Genomic DNA, 20,517 nt, shown 5'->3' with positions numbered 1-20,517 from the left:
ATCTTATGCAGACTTCCGCGAATTGACTCGACCTTTTACAACCGCTTTGATATTCCCCTTTGCATAGTTCAAGAATACCAACAATGGTGATAATTTTGGATTCGGTTTTTTACCCTGCCCAATGGCTTTAAACTGTGCTGCATACCAAATGATTTCCATAATCGCCATTTTATCTACAAATGGAATGCCAGTTTTGATTTGATTTACAGCATAACGAACATCATGACCTGCAATTAAACGTTCAGGTAAATCAACTTCAACCGCTAAAGGACGTGCAATCCCAATAAAATCACATGCGCCACTGGCCAAGGCTGCATTCATGCCTTCTACTGTCCGGAAACCGCCCGTAACCATCAACTTACATGAAACATGCTGGCGAATTTTCTCTGCAAATTCCAGGAAATAAGCCTCACGCGCAATAGTACTGGCCTTACGTTTTTCTGCCTTCGCCCCTGCCATTGCTGGTGCTTCATAAGTTCCGCCAGAAATTTCAATTATATCAACACCAGCAGCATCAATCGCTTTAAATACGGTAATCACATCTTCTTCAGTAATCCCGCCACGTTGAAAGTCTGCAGAATTCAGTTTTACCGAAATAATGAAATTTTCAGATGTTACTGCACGCACAGCTTTATAGATTTCAAGCAAGAAGCGCATACGATTCTCGATTGAACCGCCCCATTGGTCTGTGCGCTTATTGGTCAATGGTGATAAAAATTGGCTGATCAAATAACCATGTGCGCCATGAAATTGTACACCTTCAAAACCTGCTTTTTCACAGACTGCCGCAGCTGTAGCAAAACGTTGAATAATATCCAAGATTTCTTCATGCTGAAGTGCACGTGGCGTTCCGAACATTGCAGCCAGCATCGGACTAAAAGGCACAGCCGAAGGTGCAACTGTTTCTTTATTTAGACCTTTGGGACATTGGCGACCAGGATGTGATAATTGAATCAATTGCACCATACCGTGTTTTTTACCCACATCGGCCCATTGCTTTAATTTTTCCAAATCACGTTCAGTTTCAATCGCAACTACACCCGGCTCATTCTTGGCCCCAATGTTGACCATCACATTTCCAGTAATAGCACAACCTAAACCACCTTTAGCCCAAGCTTCATATAAACCAATCAGTAAATCATTCGGTTGCCCCGCATCATTCGCAAGTGCTTCACTCATCGCCCCTTTGATAATACGATTTTTAAATGTGGTATTCCGAATCTGGATACTGTCTGCAATCTGACTCATGGTCATCCTCTGCTACAATTAGAGTATTTACTCTAATTTAATCTGATTATTGTTACTGTCAAGTGTTCTTCCGATGAACTGACAATAGCATATGTCAATTTAATTACAATGCTAATATTCACTCGCAGAAATCAGCTGACGGGTATATTCTGTCTGAGGCTGGCTAAATAAAAGCGCTGTTGCTTGATATTCCAAGGCTTTGCCCTGATGCATCACTAGCACTTTTTGACACAGTGCTTTTATGACTTGTAAGTCATGACTGATAAACACATAACTCATCTGTTCTTGTTGCTGCAATCGACGCAATAACTGAATCATCGCCAATTGTGTTGTACGATCTAAGGCAGACGTCGGTTCGTCCAAAATGATCAACTTCGGTTTCAAAATCAATGCTCTTGCCAATGCAACCCTTTGTCGCTGCCCACCAGAAAGTTGATGTGGATATGTGTGTCTAATATCCACAGGTAATTCGACTTTTGCGAGAACTTGGGCAATTTCTACTTCACATTGCTGTTTTGAAATGGAATGAAGGCTCAGCCCTTCTGCAATAATCTGTTCGACTGACAAGCGTGGATTTAAACTGCCAAATGGGTCTTGGAATACAATTTGAATCTCACGACGTAATGGGCGCAGCTGCTTTTGATTCAGTTGATTTAAATCTTGCGCTTGAAAATAGATTTCACCTTCGCTGGCGATTAGACGTGCAATAGCCAAAGCCAATGAAGATTTACCTGAACCACTTTCTCCCACAATCCCCAAGGCTTCACCTTGCATCAAACTCAAACTCACCGATTCAGTCGCAACCTGATACGCTGTGACCCGATTTAACACGCCATGCCTGATCGCATATTTAACGGTGACTTTGTTCAACTCAAGTAATGTTTCAGCCAGTGGTAAAACCAAAGCTTGTCCAAAATCATGATTAAGCAAACTTTGCGTATAGGTTGACTGGGGATGTGCAAAAATTTCTATTGTAGGCCCTTGTTCCTCAAGCTCACCTTGATTAAGCACCATTATATGGTCAGCATAACGTTTCACAAGATTGAGATCATGACTGATGAAAATCATCGCCATCTTACGTTGCTGCTGTATGCCTTTTAATCGCTCTAAAATCTGTGTTTGCAACAGCACATCTAAAGCAGTAGTTGGCTCATCCGCGATTAGAATATCGGGTTCTAATGCCAATACCATTGCAATCAGAACACGTTGTCTCTGCCCGCCAGACAGTTCATGAGGATAGCATTTTAAAACGTGCTCAGCCTCTATCATCCCTAGATCTTGCAACAAGGCCAATACTTTTTGCTGAATCTCAGCTTTAGCATAACCTCGCAGATAAAAACTCTCCCCAATTATTTTTTCAACTGAATGTAGCGGGTTTAATGCAGTCATAGGCTCCTGAAAAATCATGGCGATGCGTTTACCACGAATGCACTGCAATTTCGGCCCATCCAGAGCCAAAAGATTTACCCCCTCTAATTCGGCCTGACCCCGCACCTTTAGATTCTCAGGTAATAAGCCTAGCAAAGCCAAAGCACTCATCGTCTTCCCCGAACCACTTTCGCCTACAAGCGCAACAGTCTGCTCAGGATACAAGTCAAAGCTCAAATCTTTAACGAGGCTTTGTCCTGTTTCATTAGCGATACTCAGCTGCTGAACTTTTAATAAAGGTGTTTGTTGAACCTTGTTATCATCTTGGGTCAAATGCATCACGCGCAGCCTCCCCAATATAAATCAATAAAGAAAGAACGATCGCCAAAGTGAAAAAGCCAGAAAGCACTAGCCACGGCGCATCTAGATTATTTTTACCCTGCAATAATAATTCTCCCAATGACGCAGCATCAGGTGGTAAGCCATAGCCTAAAAAGTCCAGTGCGGTAAGTGCAATAATATTTGCGGTCAACATAAACGGAATTTGCGACAGGCTTGAGCTGGTCGCATTTGGCAAAATATGCTTGAAAATAATTTTATGATCACTCACGCCCAAAGCTTGGGCAGCTCTAACATAATCAAAGTTTCGGGCACGTAAAAATTCGGCACGTACCAATCCTACGAGCTCAGTCCAACCAAACAGCAACATGATTAAAAATAGCCAATACACGCTCGGACTGAACATGCTGACTAAAATCATCACGATGAACAACATCGGTAAGCCGCCCCATACCTCTAAAATACGTTGCCCGATCAAATCAACCCAGCCACCATAATAGCCCTGTATTGCCCCAACAATGATGCCTAGCACAGCAGAACACAGTGTTAAGGCGAAACCAAATAACAGGGAGATCCGCAGACCATAGAGGATTCGGGCAAAGACATCACGACCTTGATCATCAGTACCTAACCAGTTGTCTAAGCTTGGTGCTGAAGGAACAGGTACTGCCAATGAGAGATTTGGAGTTTGATAAGAAAAAGCCACGGGGGGTGAAATCATCCACCCTTGCTGCTGAATCAATTGTTTTACTGCTGGATCTTGATAATCTGTCGTTGTTTCAAACTGGCCACCAAAAGTCGTTTCTGGATAATCTTTTAAAACTGGGAAATACAATGCATGCTGATAACGAACCAACAAAGGCTTATCATTGGCAATCAATTCTGCAAATAACGACAAAACAAAAATAGCCGAAAAAACAAGCAGGCAACTGAAACCCAGTTTATTTTGTTTAAAACGTTCAAAGCGTGCGCGCATCAAAGGGGACATTATTTGTCACCTCTTGATTCAAAATCAATACGAGGGTCAATTACTTGATACAGCAGATCACCGATTAAGCGTAGCATCATGCCAAATAAGGTAAATAAAAATAAGGTGCCAAAAATAACAGGATAATCACGCTGGCTAATCGCTTCAAAACCCAATAGGCCAATGCCATCTAAATTAAAAATGATCTCGATAAATAAATTACCAACAAAGAAAATGCCAACCAGTGCTTCTGGTAAAGCAGCAACAACCACTAAAATCGCATTACGAAACACATGTCCATAGAGTATCTGATTGTTATTTAATCCTTTACTGCGAGCAGTCAGCACATAAGGCTTCTGTAATTCTTCAACAAATGAATACTTCGTCAGATAAGTCAACGCTGCAAAGCTGCCGAGCACCATGCTCACGATTGGCAAACACATGTGCCATAGATAATCTTTGACTTTGCCAAGCAAGCTGAGCTGTGTAAAGTTCTCAGACACCAAACCCTGCAAAGGAAACCATTGTAAATAACTGCCACCAGCAAAGAATACAATCAATACAATTGCAAAAACAAAAGATGGAATGGCATAGCTCACCGCCAGCAATAAAGATGTGGACTGATCAAACAGCAAGCCTTTATTTTTGGCTTTTTTAATTCCAAGCGGTATCGCAATCAGATAAATAAGAAAAGTACTCCATAACCCTAAAGACAAGGTCACAGGAAGCTTTTCGTACAAGAGTTGAGTAACAGGTTTATCTTTGAAAAAACTAGTACCAAAATCAAGGCTAAAATAGCCTTTCAGCATCAGCCAAAAACGTTGGTGTGCAGGACGATCAAAACCATACTGTACGTTGATCTTTTCAATCATTTCAGGACTTAAACCGCGTGCGCCTTCATACTGCGCCAGTGTACTCAGACCAAACTGTGCACTATTTCCTGTCCCCAAACCTTGGGCATTTTGGATCTGTTGGATGGCCTGTTCCACAGGCCCACCTGGTGCAATTTGCACAATGCAAAAATTAATCAATAAAATGAAAAATAATGTCGGGATCATCAATAACATTCTTTTCAGAATATAGTGAACCATTTAATAAGATCCTTGATTATTTTAATTAAGGTTTGCGTACAGTTTTATTCAATCTATTGGCTTTATTGGCATCCACCCACCAATATTCCAAGCCTACGGAAAGCTTTGGCTTGATTTGAGGTTGTTGATAAATATCCCAATAGGCAAACCAGCGCTCTGGCTTGCCATAGGTCAAGATTTGATAATAACCCGCACGCAATAAACGATCGAGAGCACGGGTATATAACACCACCTCTTCACGGCTTTTGGCCGCCACAATTTTCTCGATCATCTGATCAATTGCAGGACTCTTGATGCCCGAATAGTTATAGTTCCCCGCCTCATCTGCTGCTGCACCCCCCCAAAACTGAGCTTGTTCCTTTCCAGGTGTTAAGGTCTGCGGTAATTTCAGTACCATCATATCAAAATCTTGATGGCGAATCCGCTCCATATACTGGGGTACATCGACCTGTCTGAGCTGAACTTGAATGCCCAAACGATTCAAATTGCGAACAAATGGCATCAGTTCACGTTGTGGATTCTCTTGTTGCATTAACAGTTCAATTTGAATAACTTTACCTGCACGATTATACAATTTACCGTTACGAACCACATAACCAGCATCTTTCAAGATTTTTTGTGCCGTCAATAAATTCTGCCGATTAAAACCACTGGCATCAGAAACGGGGTAATGCCAATCGGCTAAAACGCCTTGTTGCATAATCGGATGCAGTTGCCGCAAATATGGCTTTAACACCTTAAGCTCTGCGGCACTGGGTCGACCCATTGCAGCTAAATCAGTATTATCAAAATAACTTTGTAAACGGCGATTTTGATTAAAAAACAAGGCCTTATTCTGCCATTCAAAATCATAAGCATAGGTCAATGCCTGACGCAGATAAATATCATTGAGTGGTGAACGGCGAATATTAAACACCAGACTTTGAATATCAAGCGGGGTTCCCAACCGCGCTTTATACTGTTTGACTAAACCGGCTTGTGCTGCTGGAAAGTTATAAGCAGTGACCCAATTACGAATATTTTTTTCTTCATATAAATTGAATTGCCGCGATTTAAATCCCTCAAAACTCACATTCAAATTTCGGTAATACACATATTTCAGTCGATCAAAATTATAGCGGCCTTTATTCACCGGCAAATCTTTGGCCCAATAGTTCGGACTACGTTTATAAGTAATACTACGCCCTGCATCAATGCGATCGACCACATAAGGGCCCGAACCCACAATCGGTTGAAGGGTAACACGGCTGAAATCTTTATGTTTCCAATCCAATTTTGAATAGATCGGCAAGCTCGCTACAATCAGTGGCATTTCCACATTGTTGTTGGATTTAAAAATAAATTTAATTTGATGCTTCGATAACACTTCGGTTTTAGCCAAATCTGACAAATACATTTGAAAGCCCAAATTGGCTTTAGTCTGATATGTATCGAAAGTAAATTTGACATCTTCTGCTGTCAAAGGCTGACCGTTATTAAATTTCGCCTGTGGGTTTAAATGAAAAATAACGAATTGTAGATGATCTGGATCATAACTGACTTTTTCGGCAAGCAGCGGATACATCACACGCGGTTCATCCAGTGAACGATCCATTAAACTATCAAACAGATAATTCACGCCTTCGGTTGAACTGCCCTTGCCATTCATGCTGTTTAAATTATCAAATGTACCCAAACTAGATTGGCTCAGTGTACCGCCCTTCGGTGCATTGGCATTGGCATAAGGCATTGTGTTGAGCTGAGTATATTTCGGCTGCACATGCATGGCCAAATATGGCGTCGTTTGCACCGCTGCAAATGAAAGCTGAGCAAAAAGGCTTAGTCCAGCATATAGACTAAGCCTTTTGATTGAACGTAAATGAATCATTTACAATTACAGATTAGGCACTTTAATCACATCACCGATACGTAACTGAGTGCTTGGTGTTAAATCATTCATTTCCGCGAGTGCACCTGTATCCAAGCCATAGCGACTTGCTAAACCAATCAGCGTATCACCACGTTTTACTTTGTATTCACTCACGGTTTTAGGAACAGAAATACTTTGACCACGTTGCAGACTTGCATTGGCTTTTAAATCATTTAATTCAGCTAGTTCGCGTCCAGACATCCCAAAACGATTGGCAATACTGTTCAAAGACTCACCCGCTTTCACCGCGTACTTCTCGGTATTGCGACTTGGAGCTGATGCTTTTGGAGTTGATTTACTGTTCTCTACTTTTGCTGTTTCAGCCTTAGGTAAATCACCTGTCAATTTGAGCTTTTGACCAATACGAACGCTACTACCACGTGTTAAACCATTTAAACCTGCAACATAGTCGAGCTGCAGATTATGACGGCTAGCGATATTGCCTAAAGTATCTCCAGACTTAACGGTATAAATATCTGGCGTAGTTTCTTCTCTCGATTTACTCGTAGTGCTAGCAGTGGTTTTTGCTGGTGCATCGCCCGTCAGTTTCAAACGTTGCCCAACACGGACTCCCGATGTACGTTCCAAACCATTGAGATCGGCAATATAGCTAAGTTGAAGATTGTACTTGGCTGCAATCGCATTCAAGCTATCTCCCGACTGCACCACATAACTATCAGGTACAGTCGAACCTGCTGGAATCTTTAGGCTCTGACCTAAACGCACGCCGCTGTTTGACTTCAAGTTATTCAGTTCAGCCAATTCACTCAAGCTAATCTTTGCCTTGGTTGCAATACTCGATAAGGTATCACCACGCTGTACGGTATAACTTTCAGTTTTATAGCTGGTCGATGCGCTTACATTCTCGTATTTAACACTGTTTTTAGTTGGCTCAGGTGTTTCTTGAGTCTGAGAGACTTCATGTAATGGCACATTGATTTTTTGTCCTACGAATAAGCTACTGCTGGCGGTTAAGCCAGAAGTTAAATCCGCCAATTCTTGATTGGACAATGCATAACGATCAGCAATCAGCTTTAAATATTCACCACGCTTTACCGTATAGGATTTGGTAGCAACTTTTGGAGTTGAGGTTGCCTTACTATCAGTCACACGTGCTGTCTGCTGAGTGATACGACTATTATTCTTCGGCTCAATCAATGTCAGTTTTTGCCCTACAAATAAACCGTCAGTAACAGACAAATTATTATAATCCGCTAGCTGTTTTAGACTTAAATCAAAGCGTGAAGCCAAGTTAGTCAAACTATCGCCAGACTGCACCACATAACTCTCTGGTTTTTCAGCAGCTTTCGGTGCTTCTGGTTTAGCATCATATAGATATAAGCTGGCCCCTACGAACAATGTGCCATTTGGATCAATCTGGTTCCACTTGGCAACATCACGCCAGTTCACGCCATTTTTTTGCGCAATCACCGCTAAAGTATCGCCAGGCTGTACCACATAAGTACTGCGCTTTCCTTTCGGTGCAACAACCACAACATCGGTATCGGTTTTAATGTATGGCTTACCTTGATTACGTTTGGCATCTTCACTGTTTGCAGTAGCAGTATCTTCAACCAAGTTTTTTGGATAAGAGAAGCCCCTGCTTACTTCTTGACCCTTTTCATCAGCAACCGATTGGCTGGTTTGAATTGCCGTCAATTTAATTTTGCCATCGAATGGATCAACAATTTCTGTGCCTTTTGGCGCAATCGCCTTAATTTCTGCAACAACCTGATCTTTCTCAGCTTGAGTCGCTTGTGGCTCTAAAACTTGTGCAACCGTTTCTTTTTTACCTTCTTCTTTGATTGCAGCGGTAATTTGCTCACGTTCTTTAGATGAAATCGGTGGTTCAATTTTTACTGGTTTAACATTTGCAGCAGGCGTAATCGCAACAGGGATACGTGGTGCACTTGGTACATCTGCTCCCGCAGCAAATGAAGCCAATGCATCTGAACCTCTAGGCGTATTGAGTTTACTGGTGCTGATTGATGAAGTTGGACGTGTATTACTTGCCGTTAAATTGGGTGGTGTTGCGGTCGATGTTGTAATACTTTGCCCATTAGTGGTGGTACGAATTGTCGTTGAACTACTTAACGGATTATTATTCATCGCAGGTGGAGTTTTATTACTTGCCCAGAATCCGCCAGAACTGGCTTTACCAGAACGTAATTTTGCATCAATCGAAGGACTTAAATCTGCTGGAATTAAAATCCGCATTGGACTCATTGGATCAACACTTTCACCACGGTACGCCGGGTTCAATGCATACAACTCCGCACGACTTAGCCCTGTAATAGATGAAATCTGATTGAGTTCCATAGGGCCAGATAAACTGACTTCACGAAAGTGAGGACGGTTGGCAATTGGCGGTAAACTCACGCCATAAGCACTTGGGTTTTTAATAATTTGCGCAACAGCCAAGAAACGTGGAACATAGTTCATAGTTTCTTGTGGAAGTTTCAATGACCAGTAATCTGTAGGTAAACCTGCTGCGCGGTTACGGTTAATCGCCTGCTGAATACGCCCCGGTCCCGCATTATACGCCGCTAAGGCAAGTTCCCATGAACCGAACTGGTTATACAAGCTCCCAAAAAACTCATACGCTGCACGCGTCGACTCGACGACATCACGACGACCATCATAGAGGCTGGTCTGTTGCAAACCATAAATACGCCCTGTACTTGGAATGAACTGCCATAAACCTGCTGCTGCTGCACTACTCGTTGCTGCTGGGTCATAAGAGCTTTCAATAATCGGTAGTAATGCCAATTCTGTCGGCATACCACGACGTTCAGCTTCTTTTACAGTATGGTATAAATAACGGCTGGCACGTGCACTTAACCGATCTAAATAAGGTTGGCGAGAAATAAACCAGCTACGTTGTGCTTCAATCCGAGAATCCCAATGGTTCAAGTCCATCTTGAATCCAACCGTCATTCGTTTCCACACATCACCATGTTTCAGAACCAATAAACGATCACCCTCTACAGCACGCATGTCCGTAGCAGAAAGTAAGTCTTCAAGTGAATCCAAACTGCTTGCATCTAAATAACCTGAACCGACGTGCTTTGAAGACGAAGTTTTACTGGATTGGGGTGTTGATGAACAACCTGTGGTGATTCCCAACGCAACGAGAGCAGAAGTGAGTACAGTAATTTTGAATAATGATGTTGCAGATGTTTGCGACACCAATGTGCTCGATTTATACATAAAAACTTCCAGTCAACTCACGCTAGTTTATTTCTTAATTAGGGTCTATTGATATTTGAAAATGCATTGCGTTACAGGCGAATACGACTTAAACAAGGCATAGGGCAAAGACAATGGCCTCCCCTTGTCAAGTTTCACAACCAAGTTTAGGGAAATTTTAGCCATAATCAAAGCGAACAGCAAAGCACTGTTTTGATCGCAGCACAAAGTTCTTCTTCCATTTGTGCAACGTCAACAGACCTTAGCCATTGTAGTAAAGCATGTCACTTAGACAAGGCAATAATTTAACGTGATTTGCATGGAAATGTTACAAGAAATTAAAAAAGATGAGTTTTGTAACGTTCAGAAGCCAAATTTAGCTTTACAATAGCTGTTATTGTCATGGGGATGCTAAAATTCCCGACTCACTTTAGCTCAAGTAAAAGTCTTGTTCTTTTGTTATATGCTTAAGTAACACTTGAATATTGACCAGCCTTTTGTGCGCTTAAAATATTCAACTTCTTATTCTGCTTATTGTTCAGGTTCAAATATGTCACAAACAATCACACTTTACGTTGATGGCGCATGCAAGGGTAACCCAGGTCTTGGGGGTTGGGGCGCGTATGTCATTACCGAGCAAGGTGAACACAAGCTGTTTGGCGGTGAACCTGAAACAACCAATAACCGCATGGAACTCCAAGCTGCAATCGAAGGTGTCTCTTTTTGCCCTATCGATGCCCGTTTAATTATTTGGACAGACTCCAATTATGTAAAACAAGGCATTACTGAGTGGATTCACGGTTGGAAAAAGAAAAACTGGAAAGATGTAAAAAACCCTGATTTATGGCAAAAACTGGATGCTGTTTGTGCCAACCGTGATATTGAATGGAACTGGATTAAAGGCCACGCTGGACATGCAGGTAACGAAATGGCAGACCAATTGGCAAATTTGGGTGCAGAACAAACGGCTCAACAACTCAAGTCTTCAACACAGGCTAACGCTGATACAAAAAAGCCTGAATCCGATTGGCTCTTAAATGACCCTTTCGGATTAGATCTTGAGGTTGATACAGACGAAATGATTGAAGAATCAGAACTTGAAGAAGTCATGGATAATATGGACGAAAATGCAGTATCGGCTGAAGTAGTAACAGCTTCCTCACTAACAAATCAGCACCCGAACATTGTGATTACTGAAGCCAAAGTACATCTTCAAGGCCCGCGCCAGCTCATTCTCGATACGGAAACCACAGGTTTTTATTACCAAGATGGCGACCGTATTATTGAAGTCGGTGCGATAGAAATGATCAACCGCAAACTCACGGGCAGTTCAATTCATATCTATATCAATCCAGAAAAACCCGTCGGTGATTCTGAGAATGTGCATGGTATTAGCGATGAGTTTTTAAAAGATAAACCGAAATACGCAGAAATTTCTGATGTTCTTTTTGACTACTTAAAAGGCGCTGAAATTATCGCGCATAACGCAACCTTCGATATGAACTTCTTGGATATGGAGTTCAAACGCACTGGATTGCCTCCACTTTCAGAAGTCTGCGAAGTCACTGATACCTTAGCAATGGCGAAAAATAAACATCCAGGGCAAAAGAACTCCTTGGATGCGTTAGTCCGCCGTTATGAAATTCCAGCGCGAGATCGTACTTTCCACGGTGCCTTACTCGATGCTGAAATCTTAGCCGATGTTTATCTAGCAATGACGGGTGGACAAGTCTCATTTGATATGGATGCCCTGTCTCAAACAGAACAAAATCAAAATAAATCGACTCGCCCACGTGTCCAAGTTGACTTACCAGTGATTCAACCATCTGAACATGAACTAAATGAACATGAGACGTGGGTCAAACAATTCGAACAAAAACATGGAGAGCCTTGCCTTTTCGCAAAATAAATTTTCCAGTCAATGTAATTTTTTGTATTTCAAGCCTCTAAAGTTAAGTTATATTAACCTTTAAAGATTTAGGCCTCCTAAAAAAGGAGGTCCATGGATATAACAACTTAGGAAAGGTGTAGGTCATATGTCTTACCAAACCTCGATTCATTTCGACCCAACGGCATTATTAATAATAAAAAATGAAATCGACAATTCGATTAAATTGGTAGAAACAGCAGTCAATACCCTTGCCGAAGAACAAGCATTACCTTTCGGGATTGATGATGCACTCAACCAGTTTGAACAATGTACGCAAGTTCTCGCGTTAATTGATATGCCGCATTTGTCACAAATTACGCAATACTCTGCTGAGCTAATGCGCAAAATCATGGCACAACCGCAGCAAATTCAAACCAATGATGTGATTGCGCTCAGTGAAGGCACCACCATGCTGAAGCGTTATATCGAATTCATCTGTTTACGTGAAGTGAAAGTCCCTCAATTCCTGCTTGATACACTGAACCGTTTAGAGAAAGCACTCGGCAAACCACTGACAAAAGAAGGTCAAACGGTCCAACCTTTGCTTGAGTTCATCACACCGAGTTTCAATTTGCCTCAAGCCCCAAGCTTGGAACAATCACAATATATTCACCAGCTTTATAAATTGTGTTTAAACAAACTCATTAAGCAATCAGAAACCCCGCTTGACCTACAAGGGATCAAATTGGTGGGTGTTTATCTTGCAGGCTTAGCAAATGGTCAGCCAAGCCAGCAATATTGGCAGTTGGTCAATGTAGGTTTAAGTCATATCGATGAACTGTCAATTACTGAAGCCCGTCTACGTACGTTAATTCAAATTGAAACCAATATCGGTAAATTCTTGGCTCAATCTACCAGTTTTAAAAACACCATTGCCGATCTTGCAGACATCTTGTGTATCTGTATTAGTCAAGAAGATGATGTATCACAACATATTCGTGATCAACTCAATATTGGTGATGAGCTACTCAGCGATACTCAACTACAAGTCTTGAGCCGTCATTTATATGGTCCTGACTATGAAACTGTGCATACCATTAGCCAGTTAATGACAGATGAAATGGCCCAAATCCGTAATGAGATTGAGTACAACCATCAAAACATGTCAGCGGAAAAGACGCAGGAACTGCAACAAAAATTACATCAGCTCTCTAATGTCTTCAAAGTACTGAATTTAAATGAAGCAGCACGAGAGCTCACCCAACAAGCAGAAAAATTAAGCCAACCAAATACTTTAACAGATGCCACTTCGGTACAGTTGTTAATGAACAGTATTTTGGCTTCAATGAATTCAATCGGGATTCTGGAACGCAATTATACGTCTAGTCGCTTACAGCTACGTGTCAATAATATGCAAATCTCGCTTGATCGTTTAGATGAAGCACATAAAGCCTTATTGACTGAAACGAAAACCCTGATTGATACTTTAACGCAAACTTTGAGTCTCTATGTGCAAGATCCTACAGCACATAGCTTAGAAGCATTACCAGTGTATCTGAAAGAGTTGGCTGGTGCTGCCCTGTTCTTGGGTAGTTCAGCGCAACAAACCGCTTTATTAGGCGCAACTCGCTTTGCTGAATCTCGTTTGGCACAGAACCAAGCGTTTGATGCAGAGCAGGTCAATTGTATCTTGAATGTAGTTGCAGGTTTAGATTTACTGGTTGAGAACTTAAAGAACAAGCAACCAGTATTGCAATCTATGTTTGATGTGGCATTATCAAACAGTCAGCAATTACAAACTCTAGCCGCATAATGACTCAACTCTCACTTGCTTATATTTTTCAGCATCAAAAACTGTTAGTCGACCAAAACTTACAACTACCACAGGTTGAAAAATTAGCAAGTGACCTGCCCATTCATCATAATGATCAGGTCATCGCACGTGATTTGCTTGAAGATGAAGTGATTCCCGAAGGTTATCAACTTATTCCAATTCGGGAACTCATTCAAACGTGGTCAAGCCATGACTTTTTACAAGCCAGTCGCGCAGTACAATTGCTCGAATGGCGACGTAACCACAAATTCTGTAGCCACTGTGGTCATGCGACGGAAATTCACCCGAAAGAATATGCAATGGTTTGCCCAAGTTGTGCTTACCATCAATACCCACGTGTACAGCCCTGTGTCATTACCATTATCACCAAAGGCAATGATGAAGTGTTGCTGGCAAAATCAGCGCATAAGCATTATGGCAATATGTATGGATTGATCGCGGGATTTGTTGAGGTTGGTGAAACACTGGAGGAGGCGGTACAACGGGAAGCGTTTGAGGAAGTCGGTGTCAAGCTTAAAAATATCCGTTATATGTCGAGCCAACCTTGGCCATTTCCAAGTAATTTAATGATTGCCTTCCATGCTGAATATGATTCAGGTGAAATTCAGCTCCAGCTTGAAGAAATTAGCGATGCACAGTTCTTTAAGTTTGATCAACTGCCTGAAATTCCGTTTAAGGGCAGCATTGCGCATAGTATGATTATGCAGGTCATAGAAAATAAAAGTATTTAAAATACAGTAAATTATTATATAAATTAAGATTATCTGAATCATATCCAATTCATTATAATGGGGGGAATTATGTCATCATTATTTTATATTTGGGATGCAGGACAGCACCATCCAGATGCCACTATTGAGACATTGGAACAAGCTGAATATTACGCCACGAATTCACAATCAACTGGTTTTACAGATAAATTGAAAAACTGGCTGCTTAATGTGGAAAGGATTGTGACCAACCCTGAGCTTGCAGCCAACTTTGATGAGGAAATTATAGGGTCTTTTACCCATGTAAACCGCTACTTTGATGCGGTAGACAATGTCTTTAAGATTGAGCAGGGTCTACTACTTAAAAGTAAATATCTCTATAAAGTTCTGGTTGAGACATTACGCCAGCATGGGTTAGTTGCCTTTGATGCAAGGTCCTACCACTTTTTTAGTCAGGAAAAAATATTTCCTGAACAAGAAAGCATAGAAAGAATGCTACAAGCAGTAAAGCCAGTAACTAAAGAACAGTTAGAGAAATTTCAGGATGTTCCACCTACAAAAGAGAAGCTTAGTATTTTTGCGAAACAGTGGTTAAAGTTAAACCAAGAATATCTAAATTATATGTGGCAGAGAAAAAAAAATCAGTTTAATCAGTTAACTAGCTACTATAGGACCTTTCTTGGTGAAATGTATGAGGATATATTAATTGTGCCTTTAAACAAAACCAATGTTTTAGCTTATGATGAAATTGGATTAACAAGCTATATCCAAGTTTCATTAGAAAAAGCTATTCCAATATATAGAAAGCATTCTATAAATGGCTATACTCTACAATATTTACCAGATGTACATGGTATCACAGGTGAGCCCAGTCATTTGAGCGATCCCAAACAACTACAGTACGTTTTTCAACAAATTTATGATTTTCTTATTTACGATGAAGAAAAACACAAAGATATAGAAACCTTAAATCAATGGCTGAATCATGGTGATGAAAAAGAGTATATTACGGGCTTGGGTGCAATATCTCGTTTAGTACTGGCAAAATATGTCAATGATCCTTTATATGATCAATTGGTGGCAGAAGCCTTACCTTATGTTAATAGAAATAAATTCTTTAAAAATATGACGGTAGAACAATTCCATGAGAGATTAGAGCAGGAAATAAAAAATATCTTAGAAACTTAAAGTAATTTTTAAAAGAAATAAGGGGAAGGAATGTTTCTTTCTCCTTATTTTTTTAGCTCAATAAGCTTAAAAAGGAATAGAAAATATCATCATTATTTTATATTTGGGATACAGAACCGCACTATTATCCTGAAATTATTTAATCAGTTTATATAAATTCTAAATTTTAATACATATCCCATTATTTAATCATTATGGGATATGATCGAGTATATAGATAGTTAATCTTCCAAAGCTTCTTCGAGAAAATGCAGAATGGTACGCTTAGTCTTAAAATAATGGCTCATCAAGCTCGCGAGTGTTGCCACAATGGTAATATGCCCAGTCTTTGGAATTACGGCGATATGACTGTGGTTGCCTTTTTCTCTCAGTGCCTTATCTAGATCAAAACTATTTTCTTTACTCACTAACTGATCTTGTTCAGCCATTAGTAAATAATGCTTAATCTGATTCGGCTCAATAAAATAGTAAGGCATCACTTGTTGATACGACATTTTCTGATCAAACGCATGCTCAGCTAATGGATCACCTTTGTAATCAAAGTGATAAGGCCCAGCCATCCCCACAATTGCTCTGATATTTTCTTTGTATTTAAAATTTTGTGAATAAGCAGAATACACCACAGACATCACATTAAATGCACCCGCAGAATGACCCATTAAAATGATATTGTCTGTCGAAATATTAAGCTTGGCCTGATTCTGGTTTAAATAATGAATGGCTTGAGCAATGTCATCAATAAAAGTCGGAAAAATATGCTCAGGCGCAAGATGATAGTTAATGACTGCAACATCATAACCTTCACGGGCAAAGGTTTCCCCGATAAACAGATACTCACGTTTGTTGCCATGCTGCCAAGAACCACCATGTACAAATATGATAAGCGGTCTTTGCTTTTTAGGGGTTTTAGTTCGATAGAGATCCAAACGCTGTCTTGCTTTCAATCCATAAGCAAGATGCTCTTCTTTTTCAAAGGTATCTTTTGGCGTAAGGTAATTGATCGAATAACTGGCAAAATCATAAAGGCGAAACTCCTGATAAAGAGTTTTCGCCTTTATTACATTTTCTTGTACTTGTTGAATAAGTTGCTTCATAAATTAAGGATTAGTTGGAGTAATGGTCGCAGGTTCCGCCTGATCAGGATCAATTGCAACAGGTGTCTCAACTAAAGGCTGTGTCGTCGCAGTACCCACCATTGGTGTTGCAGCTGTTGAACTAGCGACAGTGCCTGAAGGTTGATCCGTATTGTCAATGAGTGTCACAATTTTAGTCACATTTCCAACTTTTTGTAAGACATCATCTAAATCTCTTGATTCAGCGGTATTTAAACGCCCCATCACATACAACACACCATTTTCAGTATGTACCAGAACTTTACTATCTGAAACAACTGGCGCTTTCATCAGCAAACCACGAGTATTCGCAGTCACCGTTGCATCTTGCATAATGGTGTTATAACCCACCTTATCACCAACCGTAATGTAGTTATGTACCGCTTTAACATCCGACATTGAACGCAAGTTATCTTCTGCCAGTTGTTTTAAATAAGGATCAGGTACTTGTCCTGTCAATAAAATATTGCTGTGGAAGCTTTCAATGTTGATACGCGACTGTTTAAAACGGTGATCTAACTTATACAAATTGATATTTGCAGTACGCTTGATTGAAGAATCAATAAAAATCTGCCCGAGACTACGCTCACCACTATTCGTACCAACAGGTGAACTTCCTGTGCCACCAGAAATAAAACTTGCACATCCTGATAAACTTGCAGCGCAAAGCAACGTAATCGATAACCGTTTTAACACTTGGCAAGACTCCCTATCCACAAACAAATTTGTTCAATTTTCAATATTTAGCTTTCCCCTAGACTCATCAATCAATCTAAAGTAAATGCATGCTTAATCCATTGCTGATCATACTGCAATTTTGAAAAATCTGGTTGTACTGTTTTTGCAATTTTCCGTGGAAAATCAAAACAAATCACATCAAAACGACAATCAAAGTCATAATAATGTGGATATTTTTGTAAAAATAATTGAGCGGTCTTAATTATTTTTCTTTGCTGTGTCAGGGAAATAACTTCACAAGCTTCGGCATAACTCCCTGCTGATCTGGCTTTGACTTCTACAAACACCAGTTCATTGTCCTTTTTAACAATTAAGTCAATTTCACCATAACGTGAGTGATAGTTTCGATCTACACATAAATAGTGCTGAGACTGCAAAAGAGCAAGAGCTGTTTGTTCAGCCCATTGCCCTAAGTCATGCTGTTGCTGTGACATATTTATACGATCTTACTTTAATACCTGAATTCCCTTTTTTTGTTGTTGATAACAATAAGGTTGTCTGTACACCTTGCCATTTTTCACATCAATCGTCCCAGTTCGCCCTTCAAAAGAAAAGTGTCGATCTGAGCTGCTTAAAAATTGCTGGCTAATACTCCACGCATCGCCACCAAAAGCTAATAAGCGTTGGAATGCCATATTTTCAGGTTGCTCTTTATATGCACTGATTACATCGGCCCATTGCCCATTATATAAAGCAGGTGTATCACAGAAACTCAATCCCATAGGAATCGATTTTTCCTGCTCAATACTCAACGCCGTAGCATAAATATTTTTTTCAGGTAATGGTCCTAGTTGTTCCAGCCATTGTTGATCACCCAGTAAGAGTAACCCTTCTCTACGTGCAAGTTTCTTCGGTCGCTCACTCACAACATGGACATCTGAACCAAATTCAGACATGAGTGCCATCATAAACAGTTCTGTAGCGGACTCAGTCCCTGGTTGGCGCAATACCAATAAGTTTTTAATTTTGTCTTTCTTGAGCAATTGATTAAGTGCAATCGCATCATGTTGCTTGGCTAAACTAAATTGCCACACATTGGTGGTTTGGGTATTTACATCATTAAGTGCCAGCACAGGGATGGCTGGATTGCGTTGCATCACATTTTCAATATCAGGTCGCGCCAATGGTCCAACAATCAGTTTCGTCTTATTATTAATCCGTTTCTTAAAAATCGTATCGATGTTGTTTTTCGCTGAATCTACAAAAATGATTTTTTCTTTGCTGCCAGATGCTGTATAAGCGCTCAAGAAACCACGTTTGATGCTCTGACCAGCTCGCGCCATCGTACCAGATTCAGGTAGAATCACCAGTACGTCCGCATAAACTGGACTCATACATGCCGCCAAACATAGTAGCAGCCAATATTTTTTGTAATACATTAGGGAGTTACCTTTTATGAGTGCTCAATTATTTGTTGTAGCAACCCCGATTGGGCACTTAGATGACATGACCTTTCGTGCAATTGATATTTTAAAATCTGTATCGGTAGTTGCCGCAGAAGACACTCGTCAATCTGCTCAATTATTCAAACATTATAATATCTCAACTCCACTCACAGCGTGTCATGATCACAATGAAAGTAACAAAATTGATCAACTTCTCCAAAGAATGTTAAAAGGAGAAAATGTTGCATTAATCAGTGATGCTGGTACGCCCTTGATTAGCGACCCTGGTTTTAAACTGGTTCGTGCCGCGCAAGAACATGGTATTCGTGTGATTCCTGTACCTGGTGCTTGTGCAGCAATTGCAGCATTAAGTGCGGTTGGCTTGCCAAGTGATCGTTTTAGTTTTGAGGGATTTTTACCTTCAAAATCATCGCAACGAATCAGCCAGCTTGAAAAGCTCAAAGATGAAACTCAAACCTTGATTTTCTACGAAGCTCCTCATCGTATTTTGGACAGTATCAAAAATATGGTGCAAGTTTTTGGTGAAGATCGTCCCGTCGGTTTTGCACGTGAAATTACCAAAACCTTTGAAACCATCAAAAAGATGACATTAAAAGAATTAGTTACGTTTATTGAAAATGATCACAACCAAGAAAAGGGTGAAATTGTGGTTGTGGTGGGTGGAGCATCTGCCGAAAAAGACCTAGAGCAAGATAAACTGGATGAGTTGTTAAAACGCCTATTGCAGGATTTATCGGTAAAAGCCGCATCACAATTGGCCGCTGATTTGACTGGTATTAAAAAGAAAGTCGCTTACCAACGTGCTTTGGAACTCACCCAACAAGACGAGTAAAACATAAGGGGAGATTATAAAAATCTCCCCTTATCATTTAAATATACAATAAGAACAATATATCCTAAGCCTTGGTCATGATATTGCCTTGATCTATTTTTCTTTCCGCTCTCGCCTGTTTAATTACACTCAGCCCCGAAGAAACACCCAAATACGCGATAATAAAAGCCACAAATAAATCAGGGAACATGGTTCCAGTTCCAAATACACCCACTGCGGCAATAATGATTGCAATATTGGCAATTGCATCATTTCGACTGCATAACCATACAGAACGCATATTCGAGTCACCATCACGAAATGCATAGAGCATGAGTGCGGAGATCACATTCACAGCCAATGCAAGTACACCAATCGCACCCATGAGCATTGGTTCAGGTATTACACCTAACCACCATGACCAAAATACTTTAACAATCACAAAAATACCAAATGTTGCCATGGTGAGGCCTTTGACTAAAGCAGCCATCGCACGCCAATACAAAGTCATGGATAGCACTGCCAATGAAATGGCATAGTTAGCGGCATCACCCGCAAAATCCAGTGCATCGGCCCATAACGATACAGAGCGTGCATGTGAGCCGCCAATCATCTCTACAAAGAACATCAATGCATTTAGAACGAGTGCGATCCACAATGCTTTTCTAAATTTTGGGCTAATTTGTTTTGCTGGAGCACATGCTGTGTTGCAGCCACATCCTGCCATGACTTTTCTC

General features: G+C 40.6%; 16 protein-coding genes. 5 read left to right on the top strand and 11 right to left on the bottom strand.

What is annotated here, in order from left to right; genetic code table 11:
- Positions 1 to 3: 3 nt before the first annotated feature.
- From F909_RS18415 to F909_RS18440, 6 genes are all read right to left on the bottom strand, one after another.
- Positions 4 to 1,248, bottom strand: coding sequence for an NADH:flavin oxidoreductase/NADH oxidase family protein (locus F909_RS18415; protein WP_005145298.1), 1,245 nt, complete (start codon positions 1,246 to 1,248; stop codon positions 4 to 6).
- Positions 1,249 to 1,359: 111 nt separating this feature from the next.
- Positions 1,360 to 2,955, bottom strand: a complete 1,596-nt coding sequence (locus F909_RS18420) for an ABC transporter ATP-binding protein (RefSeq protein WP_005145296.1) — start codon at positions 2,953 to 2,955, stop codon at positions 1,360 to 1,362.
- The gene (locus F909_RS18425; protein WP_005145294.1) at positions 2,936 to 3,943 is read right to left on the bottom strand and encodes an ABC transporter permease; all 1,008 of its coding nucleotides are present in this window, start codon (positions 3,941 to 3,943) and stop codon (positions 2,936 to 2,938) included. Before F909_RS18425 ends, F909_RS18420 begins: the two co-directional genes overlap by 20 nt.
- Positions 3,943 to 5,013 (bottom strand): microcin C ABC transporter permease YejB, encoded by a 1,071-nt coding sequence (gene yejB, locus F909_RS18430; protein WP_005145290.1) that lies wholly within the window; start codon positions 5,011 to 5,013, stop codon positions 3,943 to 3,945. The genes F909_RS18425 and yejB overlap by 1 nt, the downstream gene beginning before the upstream one ends.
- Positions 5,014 to 5,038: 25 nt before the next feature.
- On the bottom strand, positions 5,039 to 6,880 hold the full coding sequence (locus tag F909_RS18435; RefSeq protein WP_005145288.1) for an extracellular solute-binding protein: 1,842 nt from the start codon (positions 6,878 to 6,880) through the stop codon (positions 5,039 to 5,041).
- A 6-nt stretch (positions 6,881 to 6,886) separates the two neighbouring features.
- Positions 6,887 to 10,132, bottom strand: a complete 3,246-nt coding sequence (locus F909_RS18440) for a lytic transglycosylase (RefSeq protein WP_005145283.1) — start codon at positions 10,130 to 10,132, stop codon at positions 6,887 to 6,889.
- A 529-nt stretch (positions 10,133 to 10,661) separates the two neighbouring features.
- On the opposite strand from F909_RS18440, the gene dnaQ reads away from it, so the two are divergent.
- The 4 genes from dnaQ (at position 10,662) to F909_RS18460 (ending at position 15,713) form a co-directional block, all read left to right on the top strand.
- Complete coding sequence (gene dnaQ, locus F909_RS18445; protein ID WP_005145281.1) at positions 10,662 to 12,020, top strand: DNA polymerase III subunit epsilon; 1,359 nt, start codon at positions 10,662 to 10,664, stop codon at positions 12,018 to 12,020.
- Positions 12,021 to 12,147: 127 nt separating this feature from the next.
- Positions 12,148 to 13,794 carry a hypothetical protein gene (locus F909_RS18450; RefSeq protein WP_005145279.1) on the top strand — a complete coding sequence of 549 codons (1,647 nt, stop codon included), beginning with the start codon at positions 12,148 to 12,150 and terminating at the stop codon, positions 13,792 to 13,794.
- Positions 13,794 to 14,546, top strand: a complete 753-nt coding sequence (gene nudC, locus F909_RS18455; protein WP_005145277.1) for an NAD(+) diphosphatase — start codon at positions 13,794 to 13,796, stop codon at positions 14,544 to 14,546. The genes F909_RS18450 and nudC overlap by 1 nt, the downstream gene beginning before the upstream one ends.
- Positions 14,547 to 14,615: 69 nt before the next feature.
- The gene (locus tag F909_RS18460) at positions 14,616 to 15,713 is read left to right on the top strand and encodes a hypothetical protein (RefSeq protein WP_005145276.1); all 1,098 of its coding nucleotides are present in this window, start codon (positions 14,616 to 14,618) and stop codon (positions 15,711 to 15,713) included.
- 221 nt (positions 15,714 to 15,934) lie between these two features.
- Here F909_RS18460 and F909_RS18465 read toward each other — a convergent pair whose 3' ends face one another.
- From F909_RS18465 to F909_RS18480, 4 genes are all read right to left on the bottom strand, one after another.
- Positions 15,935 to 16,807, bottom strand: coding sequence for an alpha/beta hydrolase (locus F909_RS18465; protein WP_005145274.1), 873 nt, complete (start codon positions 16,805 to 16,807; stop codon positions 15,935 to 15,937).
- 3 nt (positions 16,808 to 16,810) lie between these two features.
- Complete coding sequence (locus tag F909_RS18470; RefSeq protein ID WP_005145271.1) at positions 16,811 to 17,521, bottom strand: BON domain-containing protein; 711 nt, start codon at positions 17,519 to 17,521, stop codon at positions 16,811 to 16,813.
- 71 nt (positions 17,522 to 17,592) lie between these two features.
- A complete protein-coding gene (locus F909_RS18475; RefSeq protein ID WP_005145262.1) occupies positions 17,593 to 17,997 on the bottom strand; it encodes a YraN family protein in 405 nt (134 codons plus the stop codon).
- Between the two features lie 12 nt (positions 17,998 to 18,009).
- On the bottom strand, positions 18,010 to 18,942 hold the full coding sequence (locus F909_RS18480) for a penicillin-binding protein activator (protein ID WP_005145260.1): 933 nt from the start codon (positions 18,940 to 18,942) through the stop codon (positions 18,010 to 18,012).
- 16 nt (positions 18,943 to 18,958) lie between these two features.
- On the opposite strand from F909_RS18480, the gene rsmI reads away from it, so the two are divergent.
- Positions 18,959 to 19,801 carry a 16S rRNA (cytidine(1402)-2'-O)-methyltransferase gene (gene rsmI, locus F909_RS18485; RefSeq protein ID WP_005145256.1) on the top strand — a complete coding sequence of 281 codons (843 nt, stop codon included), beginning with the start codon at positions 18,959 to 18,961 and terminating at the stop codon, positions 19,799 to 19,801.
- Between the two features lie 64 nt (positions 19,802 to 19,865).
- On the opposite strand, the gene F909_RS18490 is transcribed toward rsmI, so the two are convergent.
- Positions 19,866 to 20,507 (bottom strand): cation efflux transmembrane domain-containing protein, encoded by a 642-nt coding sequence (locus tag F909_RS18490; protein ID WP_005145254.1) that lies wholly within the window; start codon positions 20,505 to 20,507, stop codon positions 19,866 to 19,868.
- Positions 20,508 to 20,517: the final 10 nt, after the last annotated feature.

Origin of the sequence: Acinetobacter sp. ANC 3929 (assembly GCF_000369405.1) — a bacterium.
Lineage (GTDB): Bacteria > Pseudomonadota > Gammaproteobacteria > Pseudomonadales > Moraxellaceae > Acinetobacter.
The sequence above is the reverse complement of the archived record's forward strand: the minus strand, read 5'-3'. Positions and strand labels throughout refer to the sequence as shown.

What these genes read in the sequence shown, in the direction of transcription:
- F909_RS18425 (WP_005145294.1), bottom strand. Translation starts at nt 3,943, where the DNA reads ATGTCCCCTTTGATGCGCGCACGCTTTGAACGTTTTAAACAAAATAAA.
- dnaQ (WP_005145281.1), top strand. Translation starts at nt 10,662, where the DNA reads ATGTCACAAACAATCACACTTTACGTTGATGGCGCATGCAAGGGTAAC.
- nudC (WP_005145277.1), top strand. Translation starts at nt 13,794, where the DNA reads ATGACTCAACTCTCACTTGCTTATATTTTTCAGCATCAAAAACTGTTA.
- F909_RS18490 (WP_005145254.1), bottom strand. Translation starts at nt 20,507, where the DNA reads ATGGCAGGATGTGGCTGCAACACAGCATGTGCTCCAGCAAAACAAATT.
- F909_RS18480 (WP_005145260.1), bottom strand. Translation starts at nt 18,942, where the DNA reads ATGTATTACAAAAAATATTGGCTGCTACTATGTTTGGCGGCATGTATG.
- yejB (WP_005145290.1), bottom strand. Translation starts at nt 5,013, where the DNA reads ATGGTTCACTATATTCTGAAAAGAATGTTATTGATGATCCCGACATTA.
- F909_RS18450 (WP_005145279.1), top strand. Translation starts at nt 12,148, where the DNA reads ATGTCTTACCAAACCTCGATTCATTTCGACCCAACGGCATTATTAATA.
- F909_RS18475 (WP_005145262.1), bottom strand. Translation starts at nt 17,997, where the DNA reads ATGTCACAGCAACAGCATGACTTAGGGCAATGGGCTGAACAAACAGCT.
- F909_RS18435 (WP_005145288.1), bottom strand. Translation starts at nt 6,880, where the DNA reads ATGATTCATTTACGTTCAATCAAAAGGCTTAGTCTATATGCTGGACTA.
- F909_RS18465 (WP_005145274.1), bottom strand. Translation starts at nt 16,807, where the DNA reads ATGAAGCAACTTATTCAACAAGTACAAGAAAATGTAATAAAGGCGAAA.
- F909_RS18420 (WP_005145296.1), bottom strand. Translation starts at nt 2,955, where the DNA reads ATGCATTTGACCCAAGATGATAACAAGGTTCAACAAACACCTTTATTA.
- F909_RS18460 (WP_005145276.1), top strand. Translation starts at nt 14,616, where the DNA reads ATGTCATCATTATTTTATATTTGGGATGCAGGACAGCACCATCCAGAT.
- rsmI (WP_005145256.1), top strand. Translation starts at nt 18,959, where the DNA reads ATGAGTGCTCAATTATTTGTTGTAGCAACCCCGATTGGGCACTTAGAT.
- F909_RS18415 (WP_005145298.1), bottom strand. Translation starts at nt 1,248, where the DNA reads ATGAGTCAGATTGCAGACAGTATCCAGATTCGGAATACCACATTTAAA.
- F909_RS18440 (WP_005145283.1), bottom strand. Translation starts at nt 10,132, where the DNA reads ATGTATAAATCGAGCACATTGGTGTCGCAAACATCTGCAACATCATTA.